Raw genomic sequence first — 22,121 nt, forward strand, 5'->3', positions numbered from 1 at the left:
GTTGGACCGGTTTCCGGTCGTTCTTATTCTGTTCTTGAGCTATTGCTACCCTGAGCGTATAATAAAAATGGCCAAGCGCCTCGTGTGCGAGGCGTAGTGGTTGGATGATCGTCACCGATGGAGGTGATCATGTTGACCGTGAATACGAACGCCAGGCGACCACAGGACTGGTGTAATCTGATCCTGGCCGGGCTGCTTTTCTTCTCACCATGGTTCATGGGCTTCGTCGGCGACTTCCTGCCGACGCGCAATGCCTGGATCGTCGGCATGGCTCTCGCCGTGATTGCGGTCGCCGCGCTTTCGGCGTTCGCCGAATGGGAGGAATGGCTGAATCTCGCGCTCGGGCTCTGGCTGGTAGCCTCGCCCTGGGTGCTCGGCTTTACCGGTAACCTCCGCGCCTTCTGGCCTCATATGGTCGTCGGCCTGCTGACTGCGGCGATCTCGGCCTGGGCGGTCTGGGATTATCGGCACGAGCCGCATGCGACGGCCTGAGGAGCCTTGCGCTCCTGCCGCTCCAGAAGGCTCCGGTGCGGTCTAGCTACGCAGCGCGCCGGGGCCGGCCACCGCGGCCGGTGGGCATTTGCCCGAGATGATCATGCCCAGCACCTCGTCCTGGGTGACGTCGGCGGTGCGCGCCGTGCCGACCACCTTGCCGTTCTTCATCACCGTGACGCGGTCGGCGAGGTCGAAGACATCGTGCAAATCATGGCTGATCAGGAAGATGCCGATCCCCTGCTTCTTGAGCTGCAGGATCAGCTCGGCGACCTGCTTCGTCTCGGCAGGGCCGAGGGCCGCAGTGGGCTCATCCATGATCAGCACGCGCGCGTTGAAATAGATGGCGCGGGCGATCGCGACCGATTGGCGCTGGCCGCCCGATAGCGCCCTCACCGGCTCCTTGAAGCGGCGGAAATGCGGATTGAGCCGGCCCATCACCTTGCGGGTTTCCGACTCCATCGTCGCGTCGTCGAGCGTACCCCAGCCGGTCAGGAGTTCGCGGCCGAGGAAGATGTTGGCGGCGGCGTCGACATTATCGGCGAGCGCGAGCGTCTGGTAGATCGTCTCGATACCGTGGCGCTTGGCGTCGCGCGGGCTCGCTATTGCGGCCTCCTCGCCATTCACATGGATTGTGCCGGCGTCGGCGCGGTAGGCGCCGGACAGGATCTTGATCAGCGTCGATTTGCCGGCTCCGTTATGGCCGAGCAGGCCGACGACCTCGCCCGGCATCAGGTCGACGCTGGCTCCATCGACCGCCTTGATGCCACCGAAGGCGATCGAGATGTCGCGCATCGCGATCAGCGGCGTCCCCTGGCCGGGATGCGTCTCGGCGAGATCAGCCGGTTCCGCGATGCTCATCGCTCCCTCCTCAGCTCAACCGCTTGCGGTAGACGCCGTCGAGCCAGACCGCGAGGACGAGCACGATGCCGACGACGATGTTCTGCAGCGGCGCATCGACGCCGATCAGCACCATGCCGGACTGCAGCGACTGCATCACCAGCGCCCCTAACATCGCACCCGCGATGGTGCCGACGCCGCCGGCCAGCGAGGTGCCGCCGATCACCGCGGCAGCGATGACATAGAGCTCGTCGAGCGTGCCGGCGGAGTTGGTCGCAGCGTTGAGGCGCGCTGTCGAAATGCAGGCGGAGATGCCGACGAGCACGCCCATTAGCCCGAAGACCAGCATCAGAACCTTGCGGGTGTTCACCCCGGAAAGCTGCGCCGCCTCGGGATTGCCGCCGATCGCGAAGACATAGCGGCCGAAGCGCAGGCGATTGGCGAGGAACGTGATGACGACGCCGACCGCGAGCGCGATCAACACGGGGACGGCAAGCCCGTGGCCGATGGCCAGGCCGCCTTCGGGCCAGATGCCCCCCTTTGCCTCGGTGAGGCGCCGGGCGATGCCGGCCGGCAATGCATAGGCATTCGCCACCATCACCATCGCCAGCACCGCGGCGCAACCGAGGCCGGCGATCGCGATCTCGGCCCAGAGCGGGCGCAGCACGAAGCCGAAGCGCTTGCGCCGGCGCCGGATCAGCGCCGCGCCGGCGCAGATCGCCGCGCAGAGCGCGATGCCGATCGCCCAGGAGGCGCTCGTGCCGATGGCGCCCTCGACGCCGCCGCCGAGCGGCCGGAAGCGCGAATCCATCGGCGCGATGGTCTGGCCTTGCGTGACCCACCAGGCGGCGCCGCGCCAGACCAGAAGCCCGCCGAGCGTGACGATGAAGGAGGGGATGGCGAGATAGGCGATCAGCGCGCCCTGCAGCAGGCCGACGAACCCGCCGAGGCACATCGCGACGAGCAGGCTGACCAGCCAGGTCAGCGGATGCTCGAAGCCCCAGATCTCGGGCAGGACGCGGACCTGCACCAGCCCCACCACCATGCCGACGAAGCCGAGCATCGAGCCGACCGAGAGATCGATATTGCGGGTGACGATGACCAGCACCATGCCGCAGGCCATGATCGCGATCGAGGCGGTCTGGACCAGCAGGTTCCACAGGTTGCGCGGCGTCAGGAAGGCGCCGTCCGACAGCCAGTTGAAGCCGAGCCAGATCACCGCGAGCGCGGCGACCATGCCGATCATGCGCGGATCGAATTCGATCTCGCGCAAACGATCGGCAAGGCTGCGCTCATCCTGCACCGGACTGGCCGGCGCGGGGGCGGCTTCAGTCACAGGCCTTGACCTTGCCCGCCGCCACGCCCTGGCACACCGCCGATTTCGGCGCCCAGCCGGCCTCGATCACGACGCCGAGGTTGTCCTTCGTCACGGGCACGGGCTTGAGGAAGAGCGCCGTCATCTTCTGCTTGGAAGGACCCTGATCCCAAGCGGCCGAACCCGGAATCTCGGAGAGCTTGGCGCCGCCGGCGAGCTTGAGCGCGATCTCGGCAGCATTGCGCCCGAGCTCGCGCGCATCCTTCCAGATCGTCACGGTCTGCGTGCCCAATGCGACGCGGTTGAGCGCCGCGCGGTCGGCGTCCTGGCCGGAGACCGGCACGGAGCCGGAGAGGCCCTGCGCATCCATCGCCGCGATGGCGCCGCCGGCGGTGCCGTCATTCGCGGCGATCACCGCATCGACCTTGTTCTGGTTGCGCGTCAGGATCTGCTCCATGTTGCGCTGGGCGTTGGCCGGCAGCCAGCCATCGGTGAAGGCTTCGCCGACATTCTTGATCTTGCCGCCGTCGATCGCCGGCTTCAGCACCTCGATCGAGCCCTGGTAGAGGAAGTTGGCATTGGGATCGGAGCTCGAGCCCTTGATGAAGACGTAGTTGCCCTCCGGCTTTGCCTTCTGGATCTCACGCGCCATCATCCGGCCGACCTCGACATTGTCGAATGTCAGGTAGAAGGCCTGCGGGATTTCGATCAGCCGGTCATAGCCGACTACCACGATGCCCTCGTTCACCGCCTTCTCGACGGCCGGGCGAATGGCCTGCGCGTCCTGCGCCAGCACGATGATCGCCTTGGCGCCGCGCGCGATCAGGCTCTCGACATCGGTGAGCTGCTTGGCCGGCGAAGACTGCGCATCCGCCGAAAGATAGGTGCCGCCCGCCTTCTCGACTGCCGCCTTGATCGCGGCTTCGTCGGTTTTCCAGCGCTCTTCCTGGAAGTTCGACCAACTGACCCCGACGACCGGGCCTTTCGATTGCGCGAAGGCGCTTGCGTGAATGGAAATGGCGGCAACGGCGATGCTCGCCGCGAGGACGAAACGCTTCATCTCGATGACCTCCTGAGCTTCCTCTGCCGCAGACTCTCAGGCTTCTCCGAGCCCCCAAGGCATCCGGCCCACGAAGCTCAGCCTAGCGGTGGAAGGCTGTCAAGCCGACCAGGGATCAAGCGGGAGGTTCAGACGACGCGCTTGTCGGGAGAGTCGCAGAGATCGTTCTGGATGCAGCGCCCGCATTCGGGCCTCAGCGCCTTGCAGGTGTAGCGCCCGTGCAGGATCAGCCAGTGATGGGCATGCCGGCCGAACTCCTCCGGTATCGCCTTCTCCAGGCCGAGCTCGACCTGCAGCACATTCTTGCCGGGCGCGAGCCGGAGCCGGTTCGAAACGCGGAAGACATGGGTGTCGACGGCGTGGGTGATCTCGCCGAAGGCGATGTTGAGCACGACATTCGCGGTCTTGCGGCCGACGCCCGGCAGGCTTTCCAGCGCTTCGCGTGTCGTCGGCAGCTCGCCTCCGAACTCGGCGATCAGCTTCTCGCAGAGCGCGACGACGTTCTTCGCCTTGTTGCGGTAGAGGCCGATCGTCTTGATGTAGTCGCGGACCTTGTCTTCGCCGAGCGCCAACATCTTCTCCGGCGTGTCGGCGATGGCGAAGAGCGGGCGCGTCGCCTTGTTGACGCCGGCATCGGTCGCCTGCGCCGAGAGCACGACGGCGACCAGCAGCGTGAAGGCGTTCACGGATTCCAGCTCGCCCTTGGGCTCGGGGTTGGCGGCGCGGAAGCGCTCGAATATCTCGCGGATCTCGGCCGGCTTGCGGGCACGCGGCAACGTGATGCGTTTCGCCGGGGCGCGGGCACGCGCGGGCCTGTTCTGCTGATCCATGACGGCGTTATAATGCGACCATGGACCCCGGCAAGAGCCCAGTCAGCGACAGCGCAGACGCCGCGCGGCGGCCCGTCTTCGACGCGACGATCACACCGCATCGTTCTCTCGGCCGGAATGGTCTGCGCATCGTGATGACGTTGGTCTGCTTGGCGAGCGTGATCTCCTCGATTCCCTTCGTCGTGCTCGGCGCCTGGCCGGTCGCCGGCTTCTTCGGCGTCGACGTCTTGGCGTTGTTCATCGCCTTCCATGTCAATTTCCGTCATGCGCGCGCCTTCGAGCGCATCGTGGTGACGCCCTTGGAGGTCTTGCTGCGCAAGGTCTCGCATCACGGCCGCGAAGCGGTCTGGCGCTCCAACCCTGCCTGGACGCGGCTCGAACGCCAGACCGATGAGGATTACGGCCTGCTCGGCCTTACGCTGGTCTCGCGCGGCCGGAGTGTCGCGGTCGCGACCGCGCTCTCGCCGCAGGAGCGCGCCGGTTTCGCCGATGCGCTGGGAAAGGCACTGGCGAGCGCGCGGCGAGGCCCCGATTACGGCGCAACCTGAGACGATCAGCCCTTGCGGGCGAGCCAGATCGTGTGACCGCCGCAGCTTGCATCCTCGACGACATGCGCGACCACGGAAAAGCCGTGCTCCGCCAGAAGCGCGCGATACTCCTCCGGCGCCAGGCTGCCGTGATAGAGCGGCTCGCCCTCGAAGGAGCCGACCGCTTCGCCATGCGACGGCCCGCTGGTGAACATCAGCGCTGCGGTCGCGGCGGCGTGCGCGGCAAAGACCGGGAACATCGCCCGCTGATCCTCCGGCGTCAGGTGGAAGAAGCTGTCCCAGGCGATCAGCCCGTCGAAACGGCGGCCGAGTGTGAGGTGGCGCATGTCCTGCACATGCCATTCGGCCTGCGGGAAACGTTGGCGGCAGAGTTCGATCAGAGAAGGGGCGGAGTCGATGCCGGTGACGGCGTGACGCTTTGCAAGGACATGACGCGCGATCGGCTCGCCGGAGCCGCAGCCGATGTCGAGGATCGTGGCATGCTCGGGAACAAGCGCGAGGAAACGGTCCAGCCATGCGCCCTCGAACAACGTCTTGCCGCGCAGCCGGTCGAAGGCAGCGGCGTGGCGTTCGTAGAGATCGACGATGGCGCTTGAGGCAGTCGGCATGGTCAATCCGGTTCGGTCTCGCTGCTCGGGGCAGGAAAGATATAGCGAAGGCAAGCCCGCCCTTGCCAGCTTTCGGGTGGGAACGGCATGGTCGGCGCCCTAGATTCGCATCATGACGAATGATGCGAGGTTTCAAGCCATGAACGCTCATGCTCCGATGAAAACGGCGATGACCCCGACGCGCTTTTCCAACGCGGTGCTGGCGCGGGCTGCCGAAGCCATGCCGAGCGAAGCCGATTTCCCCGCCGTGGCGCCTGGCTCGGATTACGATACCGTCCGCCGCATCCTGGCCTTCATCACCCATAACTGGCGCGAGCAGCCGACGATCGAGGCGATCGCGGATGCGGCCGGCGCCACCCCCACCGATGTGCACCATCTCTTCCGGCGCTGGTGCGGCCTGACGCCCAAGGCCTTCCTGCAGGCGATCACGCTCGACCACGCCAAGGGCCTGCTCGCCTCCTCCGCCAGCATCCTCGACACTGCGCTCGAAGTCGGGCTTTCCGGTCCTGGACGGCTGCACGACCTCTTCGTGACGCATGAGGCGATGTCGCCCGGCGAGTGGAAGCTAGGTGGAGAGGGGCTGAAGCTCTCCTACGGCTTCCATGCCTCTCCCTTCGGGGAGGCGCTGATCGTGGTGACGGACCGCGGGCTCGCCGGGCTCGGCTGGGTTTCGAACAGCGTCGATGGCGGCAAGGTCGTCGGCGGGCGCGCCGAGGCTCTGGCCGACATGATGCGCCGCTGGCCCCATGCCGACTATCGCTACGATCCCATGCTGACGGCGCCCTATGCCGGCCGCATCTTCGAGCCCAAGGCCTGGTCGGCGGAGACGCCGCTGCGCGTCGTGCTGATCGGCACCGATTTCGAGGTCCGGGTCTGGGAGACGCTGCTGCGGATCCCGGTCGGCTGCGCGACGACCTATGGCGACGTCGCCAACCACATCGGCAAGCCGAGCGCGGCGCGGGCCGTCGGCATGGCCGTCGGCAAGAACCCGATCTCCTTCGTGGTGCCTTGCCATCGCGTCATCGGCAAGTCCGGGGCGCTCACCGGCTATCACTGGGGCCTGACGCGCAAGCGCGCCATCCTCGGCTGGGAGGCGGGCCAGGCTACGGCCGGCTGAGCCTGCTGCTACTCAACGCGTCATGCTCGTCCTTGTGGCGAGCATGACGCGTCTTGAACACAGCCTTCGACGAAGCGAAGACGTGGATGGCCGGGGCAAGCCCGACCATGACGGGTCTGTCGCGGACTGCGCTCAGAGCAGCCCGCGTTTCGCCAGATGGCGCATCAGATGCGAGGCGCCGAAGGTCCAGGGCTCGCAGGCATCGGTGCGCTTCATCCGGTTGACCAGGCTGCCGAGCTCGGGCGCTGCGATGGTGACGATGTCTCCGTATTTGTGGGTGAAGCCGCCGCCCGGCGCATCGCGATCCTTGATCGGCGCGAACATGGTGCCGAGGTAGAGCGCCGCCCCGTCGGGATACTGATGGTGCGGGCCGATCATCTGCGCCGCGAGGTCGGCCGGGTCGCGGCTGATCTTGGCGATCGAGGACGAGCCCTCCAGCGTGAAGCCGTCCTCGCCCTCGACCGTCAGGGTCACCGTCGTCTTGCGGACATGATCGAGCGTGAAGCCGGCATCGAAGAAGCGGATGAAGGGGCCGACCGCGGCCGCCGCATTGTTGTCCTTGGCCTTGCCGAGCAGCAGGGCCGAGCGGCCCTCGACATCGCGCAGGTTGACGTCGTTGCCGAGCGTGGCGCCGACGATGCGTCCGTCCGAAGCGACGATCAGGACGATCTCGGGTTCCGGGTTGTTCCAGCTCGATGCCGGATGCAGGCCGGCGTCAGTGCCCGTGCCGACCGTCGACATCGCCGGGGCCTTTGTGAAGATCTCGGCATCCGGCCCGATGCCGACTTCGAGATACTGGCTCCAGGCGCCCTGCGCGATCAGCACCTCCTTGAGATGCATCGCCTCGGCCGAGCCGGGCTTCAGCTTGGAGAGGTCGTCGCCTATCAGCTTGCCGATCTCCTCGCGGATGGTCGCGGCCGCCGCCGGGTTCCCGCGCGCCTTCTCCTCGATGACGCGCTCCAGCATCGAGATCGCGAAGGTGACGCCGGCCGCCTTCACCGCCTGAAGGTCGAGCGGCGACAGCAGCCAGGGGCGCTTCGGATCGCGGCCGTCCACAGGCGTGTTGGCAAGGATCTCGGCGAGCGAGCCCAGTGCCTCGCCTTTCGCAGCGCGCAGTGCGGCCGCCGGATCGGCGCTCTCGCAGAGGTCGCGGCTGGTCGGGAAGGTGGCGGTGATGTCGACGACCTGCCCGTCGCGCAGCGTGACCACCGCCGGGCCGCCGAGATCGGGGCGCCAGACGCGGCCGGCCAGCGCGGCGGCGGCGGCATCCTGTGGCAAGGTCGTCGAGACGGAAAGGGCGAGGCTCGTCATGATGCGGTCCGGAAAAGGCGAGTCAGGATGCGCAGATCAGCTGTTTATGCGTGAATGCGCAAGCCGGGCCGCGGCCATAAGTGCCTTGCAAAAACTGTCATCGTTTTGTCATTGAAATGTCGCCTGCGCTTCATGCTAGCTTGCGCACCAACGACAAGAACCGCGGCGGCGCCCGCCCGCGGAAGGGAGACACTCCATGAGCATCAAATCGCGCATCCTGATGTCGGTCGCCGCTTTCGCGCTCGTCGGCGCTTCGCCGGCCCTTGCGCAGACCGAAATCCAGTGGTGGCATGCCCTGACGGGCGCCAACAACGACGTGGTCGTCAAGCTCGCTGAGGACTTCAACGCCTCGCAGAAGGACTACAAGGTCGTCCCGGTCTACAAGGGCTCCTATCCCGACGCGCTGAACGCCGGCATCGCCGCTTTCCGCGCCGGCCAGGCGCCGCACATCCTGCAGGTCTTTGAGGTCGGCACCGGCACGATGATGTCGGCCAAGGGCGCGATCAAGCCGGTTCACGAGGTGATGAAGGAAGCCGGCGAGAAGTTCGATCCGAACGCCTATCTCCCCGCCATCACCGGCTATTATTCGACGGCTAAGGGCGACATGCTCTCGATGCCGTTCAATTCGTCCTCGATGGTGATGTGGTACAACAAGGACGCCTTCAAGAAGGCGGGCCTCGACCCGGCGAAGCCGCCGAAGACCTGGCCCGAGACCTTCGAGGCCGCCAAGAAGCTGAAGGCTGCCGGCTACGACAAGTGCGCCGTCTCGAACGCCTGGGCGACCTGGGCCAATATCGAGCAGTTCGGCGCCTGGCATAACATCCCGCTCTCGACCAAGGTCAACGGCATGGCCGGCTTCGACGCCGTGCTGAACTTCAACAAGAGCCCGGCCTTCCTCAAGCACTGGACCAATCTGGTCGAGCTGCAGAAGGACAAGACCTACGATTATTCCGGCCGCACCAACAACGGCGAAGGCCGCTTCACCTCGGGTGAGTGCCCGATCTTCCTGACCTCCTCGGGCTTCTTCGGCAACGTCAAGGCGAATGCCAAGTTCGACTGGGGCAATGCGGCGATGCCGTATTATCCGGATGTGCAGGGTGCGCCGCAGAACTCGATCATCGGCGGCGCCTCGCTGTGGGTGATGGGCGGCAAGAAGGCGAACGAGTACAAGGGCGTCGCCAAGTTCTTCACCTTCCTCTCGGATGTCGACCGTCAGGTGAAGCTGCATACCGAGTCGGGCTATCTGCCGATCACCAAGGCCGCCTACGAGAAGGTCAAGGCGTCCGGCTTCTACAAGGACAAGCCCTATCTCGAGACGCCGATCCTCGAGCTGACCAACAAGACCCCGACCGACAACTCGAAGGGCCTGCGCTACGGCAGCCTCGTCCAGATCCGCGACATCTGGTCGGAGGAGCTGGAGGCGGCGCTGAACGGCCAGAAGTCGCCGCAGGCGGCGCTGGACGCGGCGGTCGAGCGCGGCAACCAGATGCTGCGCCAGTTCGAGCGCACGGCCTCCCGGTAAGCGCGTAGCCTCTTGCATCTCTAGGGCCATCCCGGACAAATGCGTCCGGGATGGCCGTCTCGTTCAAGGAAGCCGATGCAGAAGAACGCGTACTTCAAGGGGCTGACCATCCCCTTCCTGCTGCTGCTGCCACAGCTCGCAATCACCATCGTGTTCTTCTACTGGCCGGCGAGCCAGGCGGTCTGGCAGAGCTTCCTGCTTGAAGATGCCTTCGGTACTTCGACCGAGTTCGTCTGGTTCGAGAACTATCAGCTGCTCTTCGCCGACCCCGGCTATCTCAAGGCCTTCATCAACACCGCGGTGTTCTCGACCTTCGTCTGCATCTTCTCGCTGTCGATAGCGCTGCTCTTCGCGGTAATGGCCGACCGGCAGGTCCGCGGCGCCGAGATCTACAAGACGCTGCTGATCTGGCCCTATGCGGTGGCGCCCGCCATTGCCGGCGTGCTCTGGCTGTTCATGTTCGACCCCTCGCTGGGCATGCTCGCGCGCGGGCTGCAGGTGCTCGGCATTCCCTGGAATCCGCGGCTCAACGGCAACCATGCCATGCTGCTCGTCATCCTGGCCGCGACCTGGAAGCAGATCAGCTACAATTTCCTGTTCTTCCTCGCCGGCCTGCAGTCGATCCCGAAGAGCGTGATCGAGGCGGCGGTGATCGACGGCGCCCGGCCGATGCGCCGTTTCTGGACCATCGTCTTCCCGCTGCTCTCGCCGACGACCTTCTTCCTGCTCGTCGTCAACATCGTCTACGTCTTCTTCGACACCTTCGGCATCATCGACGCGGTCACCGGCGGCGGCCCCTCGGGCGCGACGGAAACGCTGGTCTACAAGGTCTTCGCCGACGGCAAGGGCGGCTCGAATCTGGGCGGCTCGGCGGCGCAGTCGGTGATCCTGCTGGTCATGGTCATCGGCCTCACCGCGGTCCAGTTCCGCTTCATCGAACGCAAGGTGAGCTACTGATGGCCTCCGTCCTCTGGCAAGACCTCACCGCCGAGGAGCTGCGCGCCAAGGCGGCGAAGGATACGATCGTCGTGCTCCCCGTCGCCTCGATCGAGCAGCATGGGCCGCATCTGCCCGTTGGCGTCGACACCATTCTTTGCAGCGGCGTCTGCAAGGCCGCGGCCGAGCGGGCCGGTGATGTCGAGGTGGTCGTCGCGCCGACGCTGTGGTGCGGGATGGCCGAGCATCACATGGCCTTCGGCGGGACCTTCACCTTCGACATCCCGACCTATCGCGCGGTGCTGCTCGCCTTCCTTGGGAGCATCGAGCGCCACGGTTTCCACCGCGTGCTGATCGTCAACGGCCATGGCGGCAACATCGCCGCGCTGACGGCCTTCCTGCCCGATTTCGCCCGCGAGACGCGGCTGCATGTCGAGGCGACCACCTATTTCCTGCTGGCGCATGACGCGCTCGGGCCGCTGCTGGAGGATCAGCAGGGCGTGCAGCATGCCTGCGAGGTCGAGACCTCGATGATGATGGTGCTGGCACCGGGCTCGGTCCGCGAACACCGCCTCGGCGAAGCGTTCGGCGCCCGCGAGGGCCTGCCCGGACGCCCGACCGTGTCGCGGCATCGTTCCTTCCGGGAGATGACGGAGACCGGCGTGGTCGGCGATGCCCGCCGCGCCACGCTGCAGAAGGGGCAAGCCTGCCTCGATGCCTGCGCCGAAGCGCTGGCCGGGCTGCTGCGCGAGATGGGCAAGGGGGGGATCTGATGGTCGAGGACCGCCGCCTGGGCGACGCGATCGCCTATGTCATCCTGACGATCGGCGTGCTGATCGTCGCCTTCCCGGTCTGGCTGACCTTCGTCGCCTCGACCTGGGATGCGACCACCGTGATCAACGGCCAGATGCCGCTCTATCCGGGGCCGTATTTCCTTGAGAACTACAACCGCATTCTCTTCGTCGGAACCTCCGGCACGACGCGCGAGCCGGTGATCGGGATGATGCTCAACTCCTTCATCATGGCGATGGCGATCGCGCTCGGGAAGATCTTCATCTCCGTGCTCTCGGCCTATGCGGTGGTCTATTACCGCTTCCCGTTCCGCATGGCGGCGTTCTGGATCATCTTCATCACGCTGATGCTCCCCGTCGAGGTCCGCATCTTCCCGACATTCAAGATCGTCTCCGATCTCAACATGCTCGATACCTATCAGGGCCTCGCGGTCCCGCTCATCGCCTCGGCGACAGGCACGCTGCTCTTCCGCCAGTTCTTCATGACGATTCCCGACGAATTGCTGGAAGCTTCCAAGATCGACGGCGCCGGCCCGTTCAAGTTCTTCAAGGACACGCTGCTGCCGCTCTCGATCACCACGATCGCGGCGCTGTTCGTGATCCAGTTCATCTATGGCTGGAACCAGTATCTCTGGCCGCTCCTGGTGACGACCAAGGACTCGATGCAGACCATCGTCATCGCCATCAAGAAGATGATCGTCACCGCCGACGCGCTGACCGAATGGCAGCTCGCCATGGCCACGGCCATGCTGGCGATGCTGCCGCCCGTCTTCGTCGTCATCGTCATGCAGAGGCTCTTCGTGAAGGGCCTGGTCGAAACCGAGAAGTAATCCGCGAATGGCCCAGGTCACTCTCAACAGCGTCAAGAAGGTCTATGCCGGCGGCGTCGAGGCCGTGAAGGGCGTTTCCTTCGACATTCCCGACGGCGGCTTCTGCGTGCTGGTCGGCCCCTCCGGTTGCGGCAAGTCCACGCTGCTGCGCATGGTCGCCGGTCTCGAGACGATCTCCTCGGGCGAAGTCGCGATCGGCAGCCGCGTCGTCAACCAGATCGAGCCGGCCGACCGCGACATCGCGATGGTGTTCCAGAACTATGCGCTCTACCCGCATATGAACATCTACGACAACATGGCCTACGGCCTGCGCAACCGCGGCACGCCGAAGGACGAGATCGACAAGCGCGTGAAGGAGGCGGCGCGCATCCTCGCGATCGAGCCCTTCCTCGAGCGCCGGCCGCGGCAGCTTTCCGGCGGCCAGCGCCAGCGCGTCGCCATGGGCCGCGCCATCGTGCGCAAGCCGCAGGTCTTCCTCTTCGACGAGCCGCTCTCGAACCTCGATGCCAAGCTGCGCGTCCAGATGCGCGTCGAGATCAAGAAGCTGCAGCGCGCGCTCGGCGTCACCTCGATCTACGTCACCCACGATCAGGTCGAGGCGATGACGCTCTCCGACAAGCTCGTGGTGATGAATGCCGGCCAGGTCGAACAGATCGGCGTGCCGGCCGAGGTCTACCGCAAGCCGGCCAGCAAGTTCGTCGCGACCTTCATCGGCTCGCCGCCGATGAACATCCTGCCCGGCCTGGTCGACGGCCCCGGCATCGTCGCGCTCGGCGACGCCATCATTGAGGTCCGCGACCTGCGCGAGGATCTGGCGGCGCAGGCGCCGGTCGAGGTGGGCCTGCGGCCCGAGGATGTCGAGATCGCCTCGGAAGGCCAGGCGGGCTCGCTGCCCTTCGACGTCGAGTTCATCGAGGAGCTCGGCGCGACCCAGCTCTTCCACGGCAAGCTCGCGGGCCAACCCTTCGTGATGCAGGCGGCGACCGGCGACGTCGCGGCGCAGGAAGGCCGGCTCTGGATCACCGTCGATCCCGACAAGGTCCACGTCTTCGATCCGAAGACGGGGGTGAGGCTGGGCAAGCGCTGAGCGGCTTTCCGACGCTCTCCGTCATGGTCGGGTTTGTTCCGACCATCCACGTCTTCGCTGGTCGAGGGACGTGTTCAAGACATGGATGCTCGCCGCAAGGGCGAGCATGACGGCGGGGGGGCCGCGAAAGCCGGCGAAACTCAGGCCGCCAGATCGGCCACCAGCGCGTCGAGCAGCAGTGCGCCATCCGGCGTCGCCGCGAGCCGGCCGCCATGCCGGTGCATCAGGAGCTTCTCGTCGATCAGGCTGGCGACGCGGTTGGCGTTGAGCTCGCGGCCCGCCAGCGCCTTGAACACCGCCGGGTCGATGCCTTCGACCAGCCGCAGCCCCATCAGCAGGTATTCGTCGCCTTGCGATTCCTCGCTCAGCCGCTCGTCCTCGACCAGGGCGTGGCCTTCAGCTTCGACCCGCTCCAGCCAGATTTCCGGTCGCTTCTCGGTCGAATGCGCCATGCGGCCCTGCGTCGTCACCAGCCTGCCATGGGCGCCGGGGCCGACGCCGGCATATTCGCCATAGTGCCAATAGACGAGGTTGTGGCGGCATTCCGCGCCCGGCCGCGCGTGGTTCGAGATCTCGTAGACCGGCAGGCCGTGCTTGGCTGTCACCTCTTGCGTGATCTCGTAGAGCGCCGCGCCGGCATCATGGTCGGGAATCGCGAGCTTGCCGGCCCGGAACAGCCGCTCGAAGGCCGTGCCCGGCTCGATGGTGAGCTGGTAGAGCGAGAGGTGCTCGGCCGCATGGCTGATCGCCAGCTCCAGCTCGGCGCGCCAGAGCGCGGGCGTCTGCATCGGCGAACGGGCGTAGATCAGGTCGAAGGAATAGCGCTCGAAATATTTCCGCGCGATCGCGACCGCCGCCAGCGCTTCCTCGGCGGAGTGCATGCGGCCGAGCGCCTTGAGATCGGAGTCGTTCAGCGCCTGCACGCCGAGCGAGACGCGGTTGACGCCGGCAGCCCTGAAGTCGCGGAAGCGCCCGGCCTCGACGCTGGTCGGGTTCGCCTCCAGCGTCACTTCGCACTTCGGATCGACTGCCCAGTGCTCCCCGATCGCATCGAGGATCGCGCCGACCGTGCGGCCTTCCATGAGCGAGGGCGTGCCGCCGCCGAAGAAGATCGAGGAGACCGTGCGGCCGGGCACCAGCGCGGCGCGATGCGCGATCTCGCGGCGGAAGGCTGCGATGTAACGGGCCTGGTCCGGCGGTTGCAGCCGGACATGGCTGTTGAAGTCGCAATAGGGGCATTTGGCCAGGCAGAACGGCCAGTGCACATAGACGGCGAAGCCCGCATCTGTTGTCGGATGCGGGGCGGTGGGCCGCTCCGCAAGGGCGGCCGCGGTGCTCATGCCGGTTTCCTCAGGCAGGCGGCGGCAAGGACATGGAAGGCGCGCGCCCGGTGGGACAGGCCGGGGGAGCCATCGGCCGGGATGCCGTGCTTCTCGGCCGCTGTCATCTCGCCGAAGGTCTTCGCGTGCCCGTCAGGCAGGAAGATCGGGTCGTAGCCGAAGCCGCCCGCGCCACGGACCTCATGAGTGATCGTGCCGAAGACGCGGCCCTCGAACAGCTCCTGATGGCCGTCCGGCCAGGCGATCACCAGCGCCGAAACGAAATGCGCCCCGCGCTTGTCGGGCGTGGCGGCGCCGCGCTTGGCCAGTTCGATCTGCACGCGCGCGATCGCGGGGGCGAAATCCTTGCCCGGACCGGCCCAATTGGCAGAGAACAGACCGGGTGCACCGTCGAGCGCGTCGATGCAGACGCCCGAGTCGTCGGAGAGCGCAGGCAGGCCGCTCGCCCTGGTCGCGGCGACCGCCTTGATCGCCGCATTCTCCGAGAACATGGTGCCGTCCTCGACCGGCTCGGGCAGGCCGAGCTCCCCGGCCGAGACGAGCTCGATGCCGTAGGGAGCCAGAAGCTGTCGCATCTCGCGCAGCTTGCCCTGGTTGTGGGTCGCGATCACGACCTTGCCGGTGAGGAGGCGGTGCTGGCTCATCGTCAGGCCACAGCCGCCTTCTGGAGGGCGACCAGCTTGGAAACGCCGCCCTTGGCGAGCTTGAGCAGCGAAAGCAGCTCCTCCTCCGAGAACGGCGCGCCTTCCGCCGTACCCTGCACCTCGACGAGGCCGCCCGTGCCGGTGATGACGAAATTCGCGTCGGTCTGCGCGCCGGAATCCTCGACATAGTCGAGGTCGATCACCGGCTGGCCGGCGACGATGCCGCAGGAGACGGCGGCGACATGGTCCTTCAGCGGGTTGGTGCCCTTGAGGAGCCCGCGGCCTTCCATCCATTTCAACGCGTCGTGCAGCGCCACCCAGGCGCCGGTGATCGACGCCGTCCGGGTGCCGCCATCGGCCTGCAGCACGTCGCAGTCGACGACGATCTGGCGCTCGCCGATCGCGGTCAGGTCGACGACGGCGCGAAGCGAGCGCCCGACCAGTCGCTGGATCTCCTGCGTGCGGCCAGAGGGTTTGCCGGAGGTAACCTCGCGGCGCGTGCGCTCATGCGTTGCGCGCGGCAGCATCGAATACTCGGCGGTGACCCAGCCCTTGCCGGTGCCGCGCAGCCACGGCGGGCCCTTTTCCTCGACGGTGGCGGCGCAGAGCACCTTGGTCTCGCCGAACGTCACCATGCAGGAGCCCTCGGCATAGCGCACCACGCCGCGTTCGAGCGTGACCTTGCGCATCTCGTCGGCGGCGCGTTTGGAGGGTCGCATGAAATGATCCTGTCTTGCGGAGAAGTGGCGGCTTTTAGGCTCTCCCGCCCGGTACGGCAAGGCAGGGGGGCTTTCTACCCCTTGATCCATGCGCATCGCGTGACGACAATAGGACAGAGGAACGGTTCGCCCGTAAAGGTTCATGAGCGCCCACACGCCCCGCCCCGAGACGATAAGCAGCCTGGTCGAGACCGATCAGCGCTCGCGCGAGATATTCCGCCAGATCGTCGACGGCTTTCTGACGACCGGCGAGCCTGTCGGCTCGCGCAACATCGCGCGCCTGCTGCCGATGTCGCTCTCGCCGGCGACGGTGCGCAACGTCATGACCGATCTGGAGCTGGCCGGGCTGATCTACGCGCCGCACACCTCTGCGGGGCGCCTTCCTACGGAACGAGGCCTGCGCTTCTTCGTCGATGCGATGATGGAGGTCGGCAACCTCACCTCCGACGAGCGCAAGCGCATCGAGGCACAGATCAGGGCTGCCGCAACCAACCGCAGCCTCGACCAGACGCTGACCGAGGCCTCGGCGCTGCTCTCCGGCCTGTCGCGCGGCGCTGGTGTCGTCGTCACCACCAAGGCTGATCCAAGGCTCAAGCACATCGAGTTCGTCCGGCTCGATCCCGCCCGTGCGCTGGTCGTGCTCGTCGCGGAGGACGGCACGGTCGAGAACCGCCTGCTGGCGCTGCCGCCCGGCCTGCCGGCTTCGGCGCTGAGCGAGGCCGCGAACTTCCTCAACGCGCGTATCATCGGCAAGACGCTCGCCGAATTGCGCGGCGAGATCGCGACCCAGCGCACGCAGATGGAGCGCGAGCTCGATGCGCTGACCGCCCGGCTGGTCGAGAACGGCATCGCCACTTCGTCGGGCCCGAGCAGCGACCGGCACCTGATCGTCCGCGGCCAGGCGAACCTGCTCGAGGACCTGAAGGCGCAGGAGGACCTCGAGCGCATCCGCCTGCTCTTCGGCGATCTCGAGACCCAGACCGACGTGATCGATCTTCTGTCGCGAGCGGAGGATGGCGACGGCGTGCGCATCTTCATCGGCTCGGAGAACAAGCTGTTCTCGATGTCGGGCTCCTCGATGGTGGCGGCCCCCTTCCGCGATGCCGAGCAGCGCATCGTCGGCGTCGTCGGCATCATCGGCCCGACGCGTCTGAACTATGCCCGCATCGTCCCGATGGTCGACTACACCGCCAAGGTGGTCGGCAGCCTGCTCGACGGCGAACGCTGACGCGCAGCATCTGTCTGAGGAAGTACGCCGTTGTTCCGGGCGTGGCCCGCAAGCCATCGAAGAAAACCGGAACGCCGCCAGGGCTTCCGGATCGGCGCGGTTTCGCCGCTCGCCCGGGATGACGACGCGTTTCCATCTTGAAGAATTTGGCTTCCGTCGCGGATGAGGCTATCTCCGCGCGAAAGCGCCCCCGAATCCACAAGAGCCAAAGCCCATGTCAGACCAGCTTCCCGACCGCCTCTCCGTCAACCCGGACAGCCCGTTTTACGACGCCGAGGTGCTGGCGCGCGACATCGGCATCCGTTTCAAGGGCGTCGAGAAGACCAATGTCGAGGAATATTGCGTCTCCGAAGGCTGGGTGAAGGTCGCGGCCGGCAACGCCAAGGATCGCTTCGGCCGCCCGATGACGATCACGCTGAAGGGCCCTGTCGAGCCCTATATCCGCGGCGAGGCTCAGGCCGAAGGCTGATCGCGGCCTTCTGCAGGGCTGCGGAAACGAGGCGCCGGGCAGTGGCCGGTGCACTGCCGGGCCTCTGTCGTTAACGCAGTTGCCGCTGCGGCATTGCGTCGGGGAGGCGCATATGCATTGATCATGCAACCATAAGTTGTGTGAGGTGCGCATGTTGGCTCCGTGGTGGCTGATCGCGAATACCCTCCGGGGCATCACCGAATACAAGGGCGCAGCAGCGGAACCGCGGATTTTGGAGATGTTCCGCCTGTCGGGACACGGCCAGGTCCGCAGCGACGAGCACGCGTGGTGTGCGGCTTTCGCCGGCGCCTGCCTCGTGCTTTCCGGCTACTCCTCGAGCCGCTCGCTGATGGCCCGCAGCTATCTCAACCTCGGCGTGAAGCTCGAAGAGCCACGCGAAGGTTGCATCGTCGTCCTCTCTCGCAACGAGGCGAACAGCTCTTATGGCCATGTCGGCTTCTTCCTGCGCGAGGATGATGAGCACCTGTTCGTGCTCGGCGGCAATCAGGGGGACAGCGTCAAGGTCTCCAGCTATCCGAAATCCCGGCTGCTTGGTTATCGTTGGCCAACCGAGCGCGCTCCGGTTGCGACCAGCGGCCTCTTGCCGAATATCTTGCAGCTCGGCGTACCGGACGATCAGATCACGACGGATGCGCTGGAGGATGAGCAGCGCGGGGTGCTTGGCGCGATCGATGGCGGGCAAGGCCTCCTTGAATTCTTGCCGCTCCGCCCCGGCGCAAATCCCGATTCCGTCGATCAGATCAAGGCCGTTCAGGGGCTCCTGAACGATCAGGGCTATCCGGCCGGGAGGGACGACGGCGACTACGGGCTGCGGACGATGACGGCCGTCTTCTCGTTCCAGCAGGCCAATGGCATTGCGCCCACCGGCATCGTCGACGCGCGGACCTGGTTCCAGCTTCGCAGGGGCGAACCGATGCCACTCTGGCCGGAGCGGCGCAACGAGACGGCGCGGGATCTGAAGCGGGAGGGCTCCGAGACGATTGCGCTGACCGACCGCGGTCGCTGGCTGGCGCTCGCGACCGCCCTGTTCGGCATATTGGGACTGACCGATGCGCGAACCGACCTTTTCGAGAGGACGGGCCAGTTGGCCACCCGGGCCGAAGCGGCTTCAACGCAGATCGTGCAATCGCCCTCCGTGACGGATTGGGTCATGCCTGCAGCCGTTGCCCAGGAGGCGGGAAGCCCCCTGCCTACGATCTTGCCGGTCCTTCTGGGGGCCAAGGGCGGGGTCTGGCTCGTCTTGATCGGGCTTGCCGTCATGCTCTGGCGCAATGCGCAGGCGACCACCGCCCAGCGTGTCGATGAACACCGCACAGGCGCGAATCTGCGTTTCTGATCGAAGGGGGGAGCCTATGGTCGATTTCACGCAGGACATCGTCAACGAGATCACGCGGCTGGCCCAGACACAGGGGCTGGAGCCCGCCGTGGCTCTCGCCGTCGTCGAGGTCGAGAGCAATGGTCGCGCTTTCGAAGCTGACGGCATCACGCCAGTCTTCCTGTTCGAGAAGCATGTCTTCCATCGGCTGTTGCGCGAGGCCGCGCCGTCTCTCCTGGCGCGGGCGGAAGCGGAAGGCCTCGCCATCCCGAGCTGGCAGCGCTCCTCCCAATATGCCGATCAGGGGCGTGCGGGCCGTCTGGGCTTGCTGCAGCGCGCCCGGGCGATCCACGAGGAGCTCGCCAATCGCTCCGCCTCCTGGGGGCTTGGTCAGATCATGGGCTTCAACGCGGTTGCGCTGGGCTATGCATCGGCCACCGATATGGTCGCGAGCATGGCGACGGGCGCGACCGCGCAGATCGAGGCGATGCTGCACTTCATCGCGGCGAATCCAGCGATGATGCAGGCCTTGCGGAGCCGCGACTGGGCGGGTTTCGCGTATCGCTACAACGGCAAGGGCTACGCTGCGAACCGCTACGACACGCGGCTGGAAACAGCCTACGGGGCCTGGGCCGCGCGGCTACGCATGCCTGGAGCCGTCGCAACGACGCTCTCGCCCTCGGTCACGCGCGGGCGGACCGAGATGGAACGCGTGCAGGAGCATCTGGCCCGCCTGGGCTATCCGGTGGGCAAGATCGACGGCCTCTTCGGTCCAATCACCTCCGGCGCCCTCTTCGCCTTCCAGGTGCAGAACGGCCTGTCGGCGACAGGACAGCCCGACGATGCGACCTTGCTCGCTCTGGCGGGCGGGTTGCCGATGCCTGTCGCGCCGGCGCGCGCGCAGGCGACGCCGGGAGACCTGTATGACGACGGCGTGCCTGCAATCGTGGCCGCCGACAATAACCGCAAGGCCGCCATCGGCGTCGGCGCTGCCGGTATCCTCGGTGGTCTGGGAGCGATGCCCGGTGTCGGCCAGGCGGTCGAAGGCATCTTCAAAACCATGTTCACGCCGGCGTCCGGAGCTGGTGATGTGGCGAAATCTCTCGGCGACCTCGCTGTCGGCGCCCTGCCATATCTCGGGTCCGCCGGCCTCGTGCCGGCTGCGGCCGTCGGGGCCGGGTTGTTTCTGTTTCGCAGCATCGCGGGGATTGCGGAGGAGCGCGTCGCCGACCGCCGCAAAGGCTTCGAGAGGAATTCACCGTCGCGCGCGGTCTTCGCGCCGGTCGAGCACTGGAGGGGATGATGCGAGGCAGATCCATGCGAATGGCGTGCCGCGGCATCGCAGTCTGCGGGGTCGTTTCCGCCGTGATCGGGCCTCTCGCAGCGGCACCCGTCCTTTCGGATCTCAAGGGCGACTGGGTTCTCCTCGCCGAGCGCGAAGGTCATCTCGGCCTGGCCATCGATGTTGTCGGCCAGGAGGTGATGCTGAGGGAAATGATCCGCGTGGGCTATGCCGAATGCATGCTGACAGGCAGCGGCTCCCAGATCGGCGCCACCGCAAGCGCAAAGGTCAACAGCTTCGTCGTTCACTGCAGCGGCAAACGCATGTTCGGCCACCCGCGGGATTGCACGTTCAAAGCCGGCCAATTCGCGGATATCGCCGAGGTCTCCTGCAGTACGGGCAAGCAGGCGGGTCCGACCGTCATGCTGCGCAGGGTGCGCAAGAGCTGACGGCAGGGGCGCTCCGTCAGCGCAGATCCTTGTAGAAGAAGGTCGATCCGCAGTCGGCCCCGCCGGGCATCAGCGCAAAGCGCGGGATCGTGCCGGCCTCCGTCCAGCCGAGGCGGTTGTAGAGCCTGCGCGCCGCGCCGTGTTCGTCGGTGTCGAGCACGAGGAGGTCGCGGCCTTTTTCCCGCGCGATGGCCTCGGCGCGCTGCATCAGCGCCTCGCCGATGCCTTGACGGCGGGCGCGCGAATGCACCAGCACCTTGGCGATCTCGGCCCGGTGCGGCTGGTTCGGTTTGCCGATCAGATGCAACTGCGCCGTGCCGACGATGCCGTCGTCATTCCGCGCGGCCAGCAGAATAACCTGCCCGCTTGCGACGCTGGCCGCGGCATCGCGCCAGAAGCGCTCATAGTCGGCCGAAGTGTTCCAATCCATGAAGCCGACGGAGGCGCCATTGGCGACGCAGTCGCGCAGGATATCGGTGAGCGCGGGGATGGCGGCCTCAGTTGCTTCGGCATCGAGCGTCTCGATGGCGACGGTGAGCGTGGTCGCGTTCATGCGATATGTCCTGGATAGGTGCCGCTTCTGGCGGCGAGGATGACGGCGTAGCGAACGGGTTCGCTGCCCGGATTGCGGTAGATGATCGCGCCGCGCAGATGCATCTGCAGGCAGTCGCCCTCGGCGAGTTCGTGGCGGATCCCTTCGACCGTCAGGTCGAGCCGGCCCTGCAGCACCCAGACCTGCTGATCCAGTGCCGGGGTGCCGGTCGCGTTGTCGAGGCGGACCTCGGCTCCGGCCGGCAACTCGACCTCGACGATCTCGAAGCCCGAGCCCGTTCCGCGCGGTGAGACATTGCGGCGCAGGTAGCCGCTTGCCGGATCGCGCCAGACCGGCTGGGCGCCGCGGCGGATGAGCGGCCCGCTTCCTGCATCCTCTTCCAGCAGCGCCGAGAGCGAGAGGCCGAGCCCCGAGCCGAGCCGGACGAGCAGCGCGGCCGTCGGGCTCGATTCGCCGCGCTCGACGCGCGAGATCATGGCGCGGCTGACGGCACTACGCTCGGCAAGTGCCTCGAGCGTCAGGCCATAGCGCTGGCGGGCCGCTTTCAGCCGCTGCCCGAGCCGCCGGTCGATTTCGTATCGCTTTCGAACTCCATGAATGGAGAATAAATCTTATATATTGGAATTTGCAAGAGAGATGCGTTTAGGCGCGCCCTGCGACAACGCCTCTGCTACGATCCCGGCTTGGCCCCGGGGGGCATCGCGGGCTCCGGAATTCCACGGTGGACCCCGGATCTCCGCTTCGCTCTGTCCGGAATGACGCGGAGGTTCCGGGAAAAACAACACCCCGGAGCTGCCTTGGAACAGCCCCGCCG

The 22,121-nt window shown here is 66.5% G+C and carries 24 protein-coding genes; 13 read left to right on the plus strand and 11 right to left on the minus strand.

Annotated features, from left to right (window positions below):
- The first annotated feature begins 129 nt into the window (after positions 1 to 129).
- A complete protein-coding gene (locus tag AB4Z10_RS14830; protein ID WP_441471154.1) occupies positions 130 to 492 on the plus strand; it encodes an SPW repeat protein in 363 nt (120 codons plus the stop codon).
- Between the two features lie 42 nt (positions 493 to 534).
- Here the strand turns inward: AB4Z10_RS14830 and AB4Z10_RS14835 are convergent, their stop codons facing one another.
- From AB4Z10_RS14835 to nth, 4 genes are all read right to left on the minus strand, one after another.
- Positions 535 to 1,353, minus strand: coding sequence for an ATP-binding cassette domain-containing protein (locus AB4Z10_RS14835; RefSeq protein WP_441471155.1), 819 nt, complete (start codon positions 1,351 to 1,353; stop codon positions 535 to 537).
- Positions 1,354 to 1,363: 10 nt separating this feature from the next.
- The gene (locus AB4Z10_RS14840; protein ID WP_441471156.1) at positions 1,364 to 2,668 is read right to left on the minus strand and encodes a sugar ABC transporter permease; all 1,305 of its coding nucleotides are present in this window, start codon (positions 2,666 to 2,668) and stop codon (positions 1,364 to 1,366) included.
- On the minus strand, positions 2,661 to 3,707 hold the full coding sequence (gene xylF, locus AB4Z10_RS14845) for a D-xylose ABC transporter substrate-binding protein (protein WP_441471157.1): 1,047 nt from the start codon (positions 3,705 to 3,707) through the stop codon (positions 2,661 to 2,663). Before xylF ends, AB4Z10_RS14840 begins: the two co-directional genes overlap by 8 nt.
- Positions 3,708 to 3,835: 128 nt before the next feature.
- Positions 3,836 to 4,537 carry an endonuclease III gene (nth, locus tag AB4Z10_RS14850; RefSeq protein WP_441471158.1) on the minus strand — a complete coding sequence of 234 codons (702 nt, stop codon included), beginning with the start codon at positions 4,535 to 4,537 and terminating at the stop codon, positions 3,836 to 3,838.
- A gap of 20 nt (positions 4,538 to 4,557) precedes the next feature.
- On the opposite strand from nth, the gene AB4Z10_RS14855 reads away from it, so the two are divergent.
- Complete coding sequence (locus AB4Z10_RS14855; protein WP_441471159.1) at positions 4,558 to 5,085, plus strand: DUF2244 domain-containing protein; 528 nt, start codon at positions 4,558 to 4,560, stop codon at positions 5,083 to 5,085.
- A 5-nt stretch (positions 5,086 to 5,090) separates the two neighbouring features.
- Here the strand turns inward: AB4Z10_RS14855 and AB4Z10_RS14860 are convergent, their stop codons facing one another.
- Positions 5,091 to 5,693 (minus strand): class I SAM-dependent DNA methyltransferase, encoded by a 603-nt coding sequence (locus tag AB4Z10_RS14860; RefSeq protein ID WP_441471160.1) that lies wholly within the window; start codon positions 5,691 to 5,693, stop codon positions 5,091 to 5,093.
- 220 nt (positions 5,694 to 5,913) lie between these two features.
- Here AB4Z10_RS14860 and AB4Z10_RS14865 point away from each other — a divergent pair, with 220 nt between their 5' ends.
- Positions 5,914 to 6,810 carry a methylated-DNA--[protein]-cysteine S-methyltransferase gene (locus AB4Z10_RS14865; RefSeq protein WP_441471345.1) on the plus strand — a complete coding sequence of 299 codons (897 nt, stop codon included), beginning with the start codon at positions 5,914 to 5,916 and terminating at the stop codon, positions 6,808 to 6,810.
- Between the two features lie 132 nt (positions 6,811 to 6,942).
- Here the strand turns inward: AB4Z10_RS14865 and AB4Z10_RS14870 are convergent, their stop codons facing one another.
- A complete protein-coding gene (locus AB4Z10_RS14870) occupies positions 6,943 to 8,121 on the minus strand; it encodes a fumarylacetoacetate hydrolase family protein (RefSeq protein WP_441471161.1) in 1,179 nt (392 codons plus the stop codon).
- Between the two features lie 202 nt (positions 8,122 to 8,323).
- Between AB4Z10_RS14870 and ugpB the strand changes: the two genes are divergently transcribed.
- From ugpB to AB4Z10_RS14895, 5 genes are all read left to right on the plus strand, one after another.
- Positions 8,324 to 9,643: a sn-glycerol-3-phosphate ABC transporter substrate-binding protein UgpB gene (gene ugpB / locus AB4Z10_RS14875; RefSeq protein ID WP_441471346.1), complete on the plus strand. Its 1,320-nt coding sequence runs from the start codon at positions 8,324 to 8,326 to the stop codon at positions 9,641 to 9,643.
- 75 nt (positions 9,644 to 9,718) lie between these two features.
- Complete coding sequence (gene ugpA, locus AB4Z10_RS14880; RefSeq protein WP_441471162.1) at positions 9,719 to 10,600, plus strand: sn-glycerol-3-phosphate ABC transporter permease UgpA; 882 nt, start codon at positions 9,719 to 9,721, stop codon at positions 10,598 to 10,600.
- Positions 10,600 to 11,352, plus strand: coding sequence for a creatininase family protein (locus AB4Z10_RS14885; RefSeq protein ID WP_441471163.1), 753 nt, complete (start codon positions 10,600 to 10,602; stop codon positions 11,350 to 11,352). Before ugpA ends, AB4Z10_RS14885 begins: the two co-directional genes overlap by 1 nt.
- Complete coding sequence (gene ugpE, locus AB4Z10_RS14890; RefSeq protein ID WP_441471164.1) at positions 11,352 to 12,200, plus strand: sn-glycerol-3-phosphate ABC transporter permease UgpE; 849 nt, start codon at positions 11,352 to 11,354, stop codon at positions 12,198 to 12,200. The genes AB4Z10_RS14885 and ugpE overlap by 1 nt, the downstream gene beginning before the upstream one ends.
- Before the next feature lie 7 nt (positions 12,201 to 12,207).
- Positions 12,208 to 13,287, plus strand: a complete 1,080-nt coding sequence (locus AB4Z10_RS14895; protein WP_441471165.1) for a sn-glycerol-3-phosphate import ATP-binding protein UgpC — start codon at positions 12,208 to 12,210, stop codon at positions 13,285 to 13,287.
- Positions 13,288 to 13,427: 140 nt separating this feature from the next.
- Here the strand turns inward: AB4Z10_RS14895 and hemW are convergent, their stop codons facing one another.
- From hemW to rph, 3 genes are read right to left on the minus strand one after another with little or no spacing between them, the layout of a single operon-like run.
- Positions 13,428 to 14,627 (minus strand): radical SAM family heme chaperone HemW, encoded by a 1,200-nt coding sequence (hemW, locus tag AB4Z10_RS14900; protein ID WP_441471166.1) that lies wholly within the window; start codon positions 14,625 to 14,627, stop codon positions 13,428 to 13,430.
- Positions 14,624 to 15,271, minus strand: a complete 648-nt coding sequence (gene rdgB, locus AB4Z10_RS14905; RefSeq protein WP_441471167.1) for an RdgB/HAM1 family non-canonical purine NTP pyrophosphatase — start codon at positions 15,269 to 15,271, stop codon at positions 14,624 to 14,626. The genes hemW and rdgB overlap by 4 nt, the downstream gene beginning before the upstream one ends.
- A 2-nt stretch (positions 15,272 to 15,273) precedes the next feature.
- Positions 15,274 to 15,990 (minus strand): ribonuclease PH, encoded by a 717-nt coding sequence (gene rph, locus AB4Z10_RS14910; RefSeq protein WP_441471168.1) that lies wholly within the window; start codon positions 15,988 to 15,990, stop codon positions 15,274 to 15,276.
- A 142-nt stretch (positions 15,991 to 16,132) separates the two neighbouring features.
- Between rph and hrcA the strand changes: the two genes are divergently transcribed.
- From hrcA to AB4Z10_RS14935, 5 genes are all read left to right on the plus strand, one after another.
- Positions 16,133 to 17,218, plus strand: a complete 1,086-nt coding sequence (gene hrcA / locus AB4Z10_RS14915) for a heat-inducible transcriptional repressor HrcA (RefSeq protein WP_441471169.1) — start codon at positions 16,133 to 16,135, stop codon at positions 17,216 to 17,218.
- Positions 17,219 to 17,432: 214 nt separating this feature from the next.
- On the plus strand, positions 17,433 to 17,687 hold the full coding sequence (locus AB4Z10_RS14920) for a DUF3297 family protein (RefSeq protein WP_441471170.1): 255 nt from the start codon (positions 17,433 to 17,435) through the stop codon (positions 17,685 to 17,687).
- A 151-nt stretch (positions 17,688 to 17,838) separates the two neighbouring features.
- On the plus strand, positions 17,839 to 19,044 hold the full coding sequence (locus AB4Z10_RS14925; protein ID WP_441471171.1) for a C40 family peptidase: 1,206 nt from the start codon (positions 17,839 to 17,841) through the stop codon (positions 19,042 to 19,044).
- 16 nt (positions 19,045 to 19,060) lie between these two features.
- The gene (locus AB4Z10_RS14930; RefSeq protein ID WP_441471172.1) at positions 19,061 to 20,326 is read left to right on the plus strand and encodes an N-acetylmuramidase domain-containing protein; all 1,266 of its coding nucleotides are present in this window, start codon (positions 19,061 to 19,063) and stop codon (positions 20,324 to 20,326) included.
- 14 nt (positions 20,327 to 20,340) lie between these two features.
- Positions 20,341 to 20,754: a hypothetical protein gene (locus tag AB4Z10_RS14935; protein ID WP_441471173.1), complete on the plus strand. Its 414-nt coding sequence runs from the start codon at positions 20,341 to 20,343 to the stop codon at positions 20,752 to 20,754.
- 16 nt (positions 20,755 to 20,770) lie between these two features.
- Here AB4Z10_RS14935 and AB4Z10_RS14940 read toward each other — a convergent pair whose 3' ends face one another.
- Both AB4Z10_RS14940 and AB4Z10_RS14945 read right to left on the minus strand, forming a co-directional pair.
- A complete protein-coding gene (locus tag AB4Z10_RS14940) occupies positions 20,771 to 21,307 on the minus strand; it encodes a GNAT family N-acetyltransferase (protein WP_441471174.1) in 537 nt (178 codons plus the stop codon).
- Positions 21,304 to 21,906, minus strand: a complete 603-nt coding sequence (locus tag AB4Z10_RS14945; protein ID WP_441471347.1) for a helix-turn-helix domain-containing protein — start codon at positions 21,904 to 21,906, stop codon at positions 21,304 to 21,306. The genes AB4Z10_RS14940 and AB4Z10_RS14945 overlap by 4 nt, the downstream gene beginning before the upstream one ends.
- Positions 21,907 to 22,121: the final 215 nt, after the last annotated feature.

Source organism: Allobosea sp. RAF48, assembly GCF_052114025.1.
Classification (GTDB): Bacteria; Pseudomonadota; Alphaproteobacteria; order Rhizobiales; family Beijerinckiaceae; genus Allobosea.

Bases quoted from the DNA above. Each gene is read 5' to 3' on its own strand.
- AB4Z10_RS14830 (WP_441471154.1), top strand. From the start codon at position 130: ATGTTGACCGTGAATACGAACGCCAGGCGACCACAGGACTGGTGTAAT.
- AB4Z10_RS14835 (WP_441471155.1), bottom strand. From the start codon at position 1,353: ATGAGCATCGCGGAACCGGCTGATCTCGCCGAGACGCATCCCGGCCAG.
- xylF (WP_441471157.1), bottom strand. From the start codon at position 3,707: ATGAAGCGTTTCGTCCTCGCGGCGAGCATCGCCGTTGCCGCCATTTCC.
- nth (WP_441471158.1), bottom strand. From the start codon at position 4,537: ATGGATCAGCAGAACAGGCCCGCGCGTGCCCGCGCCCCGGCGAAACGC.
- AB4Z10_RS14855 (WP_441471159.1), top strand. From the start codon at position 4,558: ATGGACCCCGGCAAGAGCCCAGTCAGCGACAGCGCAGACGCCGCGCGG.
- AB4Z10_RS14860 (WP_441471160.1), bottom strand. From the start codon at position 5,693: ATGCCGACTGCCTCAAGCGCCATCGTCGATCTCTACGAACGCCACGCC.
- AB4Z10_RS14865 (WP_441471345.1), top strand. From the start codon at position 5,914: ATGCCGAGCGAAGCCGATTTCCCCGCCGTGGCGCCTGGCTCGGATTAC.
- AB4Z10_RS14870 (WP_441471161.1), bottom strand. From the start codon at position 8,121: ATGACGAGCCTCGCCCTTTCCGTCTCGACGACCTTGCCACAGGATGCC.
- ugpA (WP_441471162.1), top strand. From the start codon at position 9,719: ATGCAGAAGAACGCGTACTTCAAGGGGCTGACCATCCCCTTCCTGCTG.
- AB4Z10_RS14885 (WP_441471163.1), top strand. From the start codon at position 10,600: ATGGCCTCCGTCCTCTGGCAAGACCTCACCGCCGAGGAGCTGCGCGCC.
- ugpE (WP_441471164.1), top strand. From the start codon at position 11,352: ATGGTCGAGGACCGCCGCCTGGGCGACGCGATCGCCTATGTCATCCTG.
- AB4Z10_RS14895 (WP_441471165.1), top strand. From the start codon at position 12,208: ATGGCCCAGGTCACTCTCAACAGCGTCAAGAAGGTCTATGCCGGCGGC.
- hemW (WP_441471166.1), bottom strand. From the start codon at position 14,627: ATGAGCACCGCGGCCGCCCTTGCGGAGCGGCCCACCGCCCCGCATCCG.
- rdgB (WP_441471167.1), bottom strand. From the start codon at position 15,271: ATGAGCCAGCACCGCCTCCTCACCGGCAAGGTCGTGATCGCGACCCAC.
- rph (WP_441471168.1), bottom strand. From the start codon at position 15,990: ATGCGACCCTCCAAACGCGCCGCCGACGAGATGCGCAAGGTCACGCTC.
- hrcA (WP_441471169.1), top strand. From the start codon at position 16,133: ATGAGCGCCCACACGCCCCGCCCCGAGACGATAAGCAGCCTGGTCGAG.
- AB4Z10_RS14920 (WP_441471170.1), top strand. From the start codon at position 17,433: ATGTCAGACCAGCTTCCCGACCGCCTCTCCGTCAACCCGGACAGCCCG.
- AB4Z10_RS14925 (WP_441471171.1), top strand. From the start codon at position 17,839: ATGTTGGCTCCGTGGTGGCTGATCGCGAATACCCTCCGGGGCATCACC.
- AB4Z10_RS14930 (WP_441471172.1), top strand. From the start codon at position 19,061: ATGGTCGATTTCACGCAGGACATCGTCAACGAGATCACGCGGCTGGCC.
- AB4Z10_RS14935 (WP_441471173.1), top strand. From the start codon at position 20,341: ATGCGAATGGCGTGCCGCGGCATCGCAGTCTGCGGGGTCGTTTCCGCC.
- AB4Z10_RS14940 (WP_441471174.1), bottom strand. From the start codon at position 21,307: ATGAACGCGACCACGCTCACCGTCGCCATCGAGACGCTCGATGCCGAA.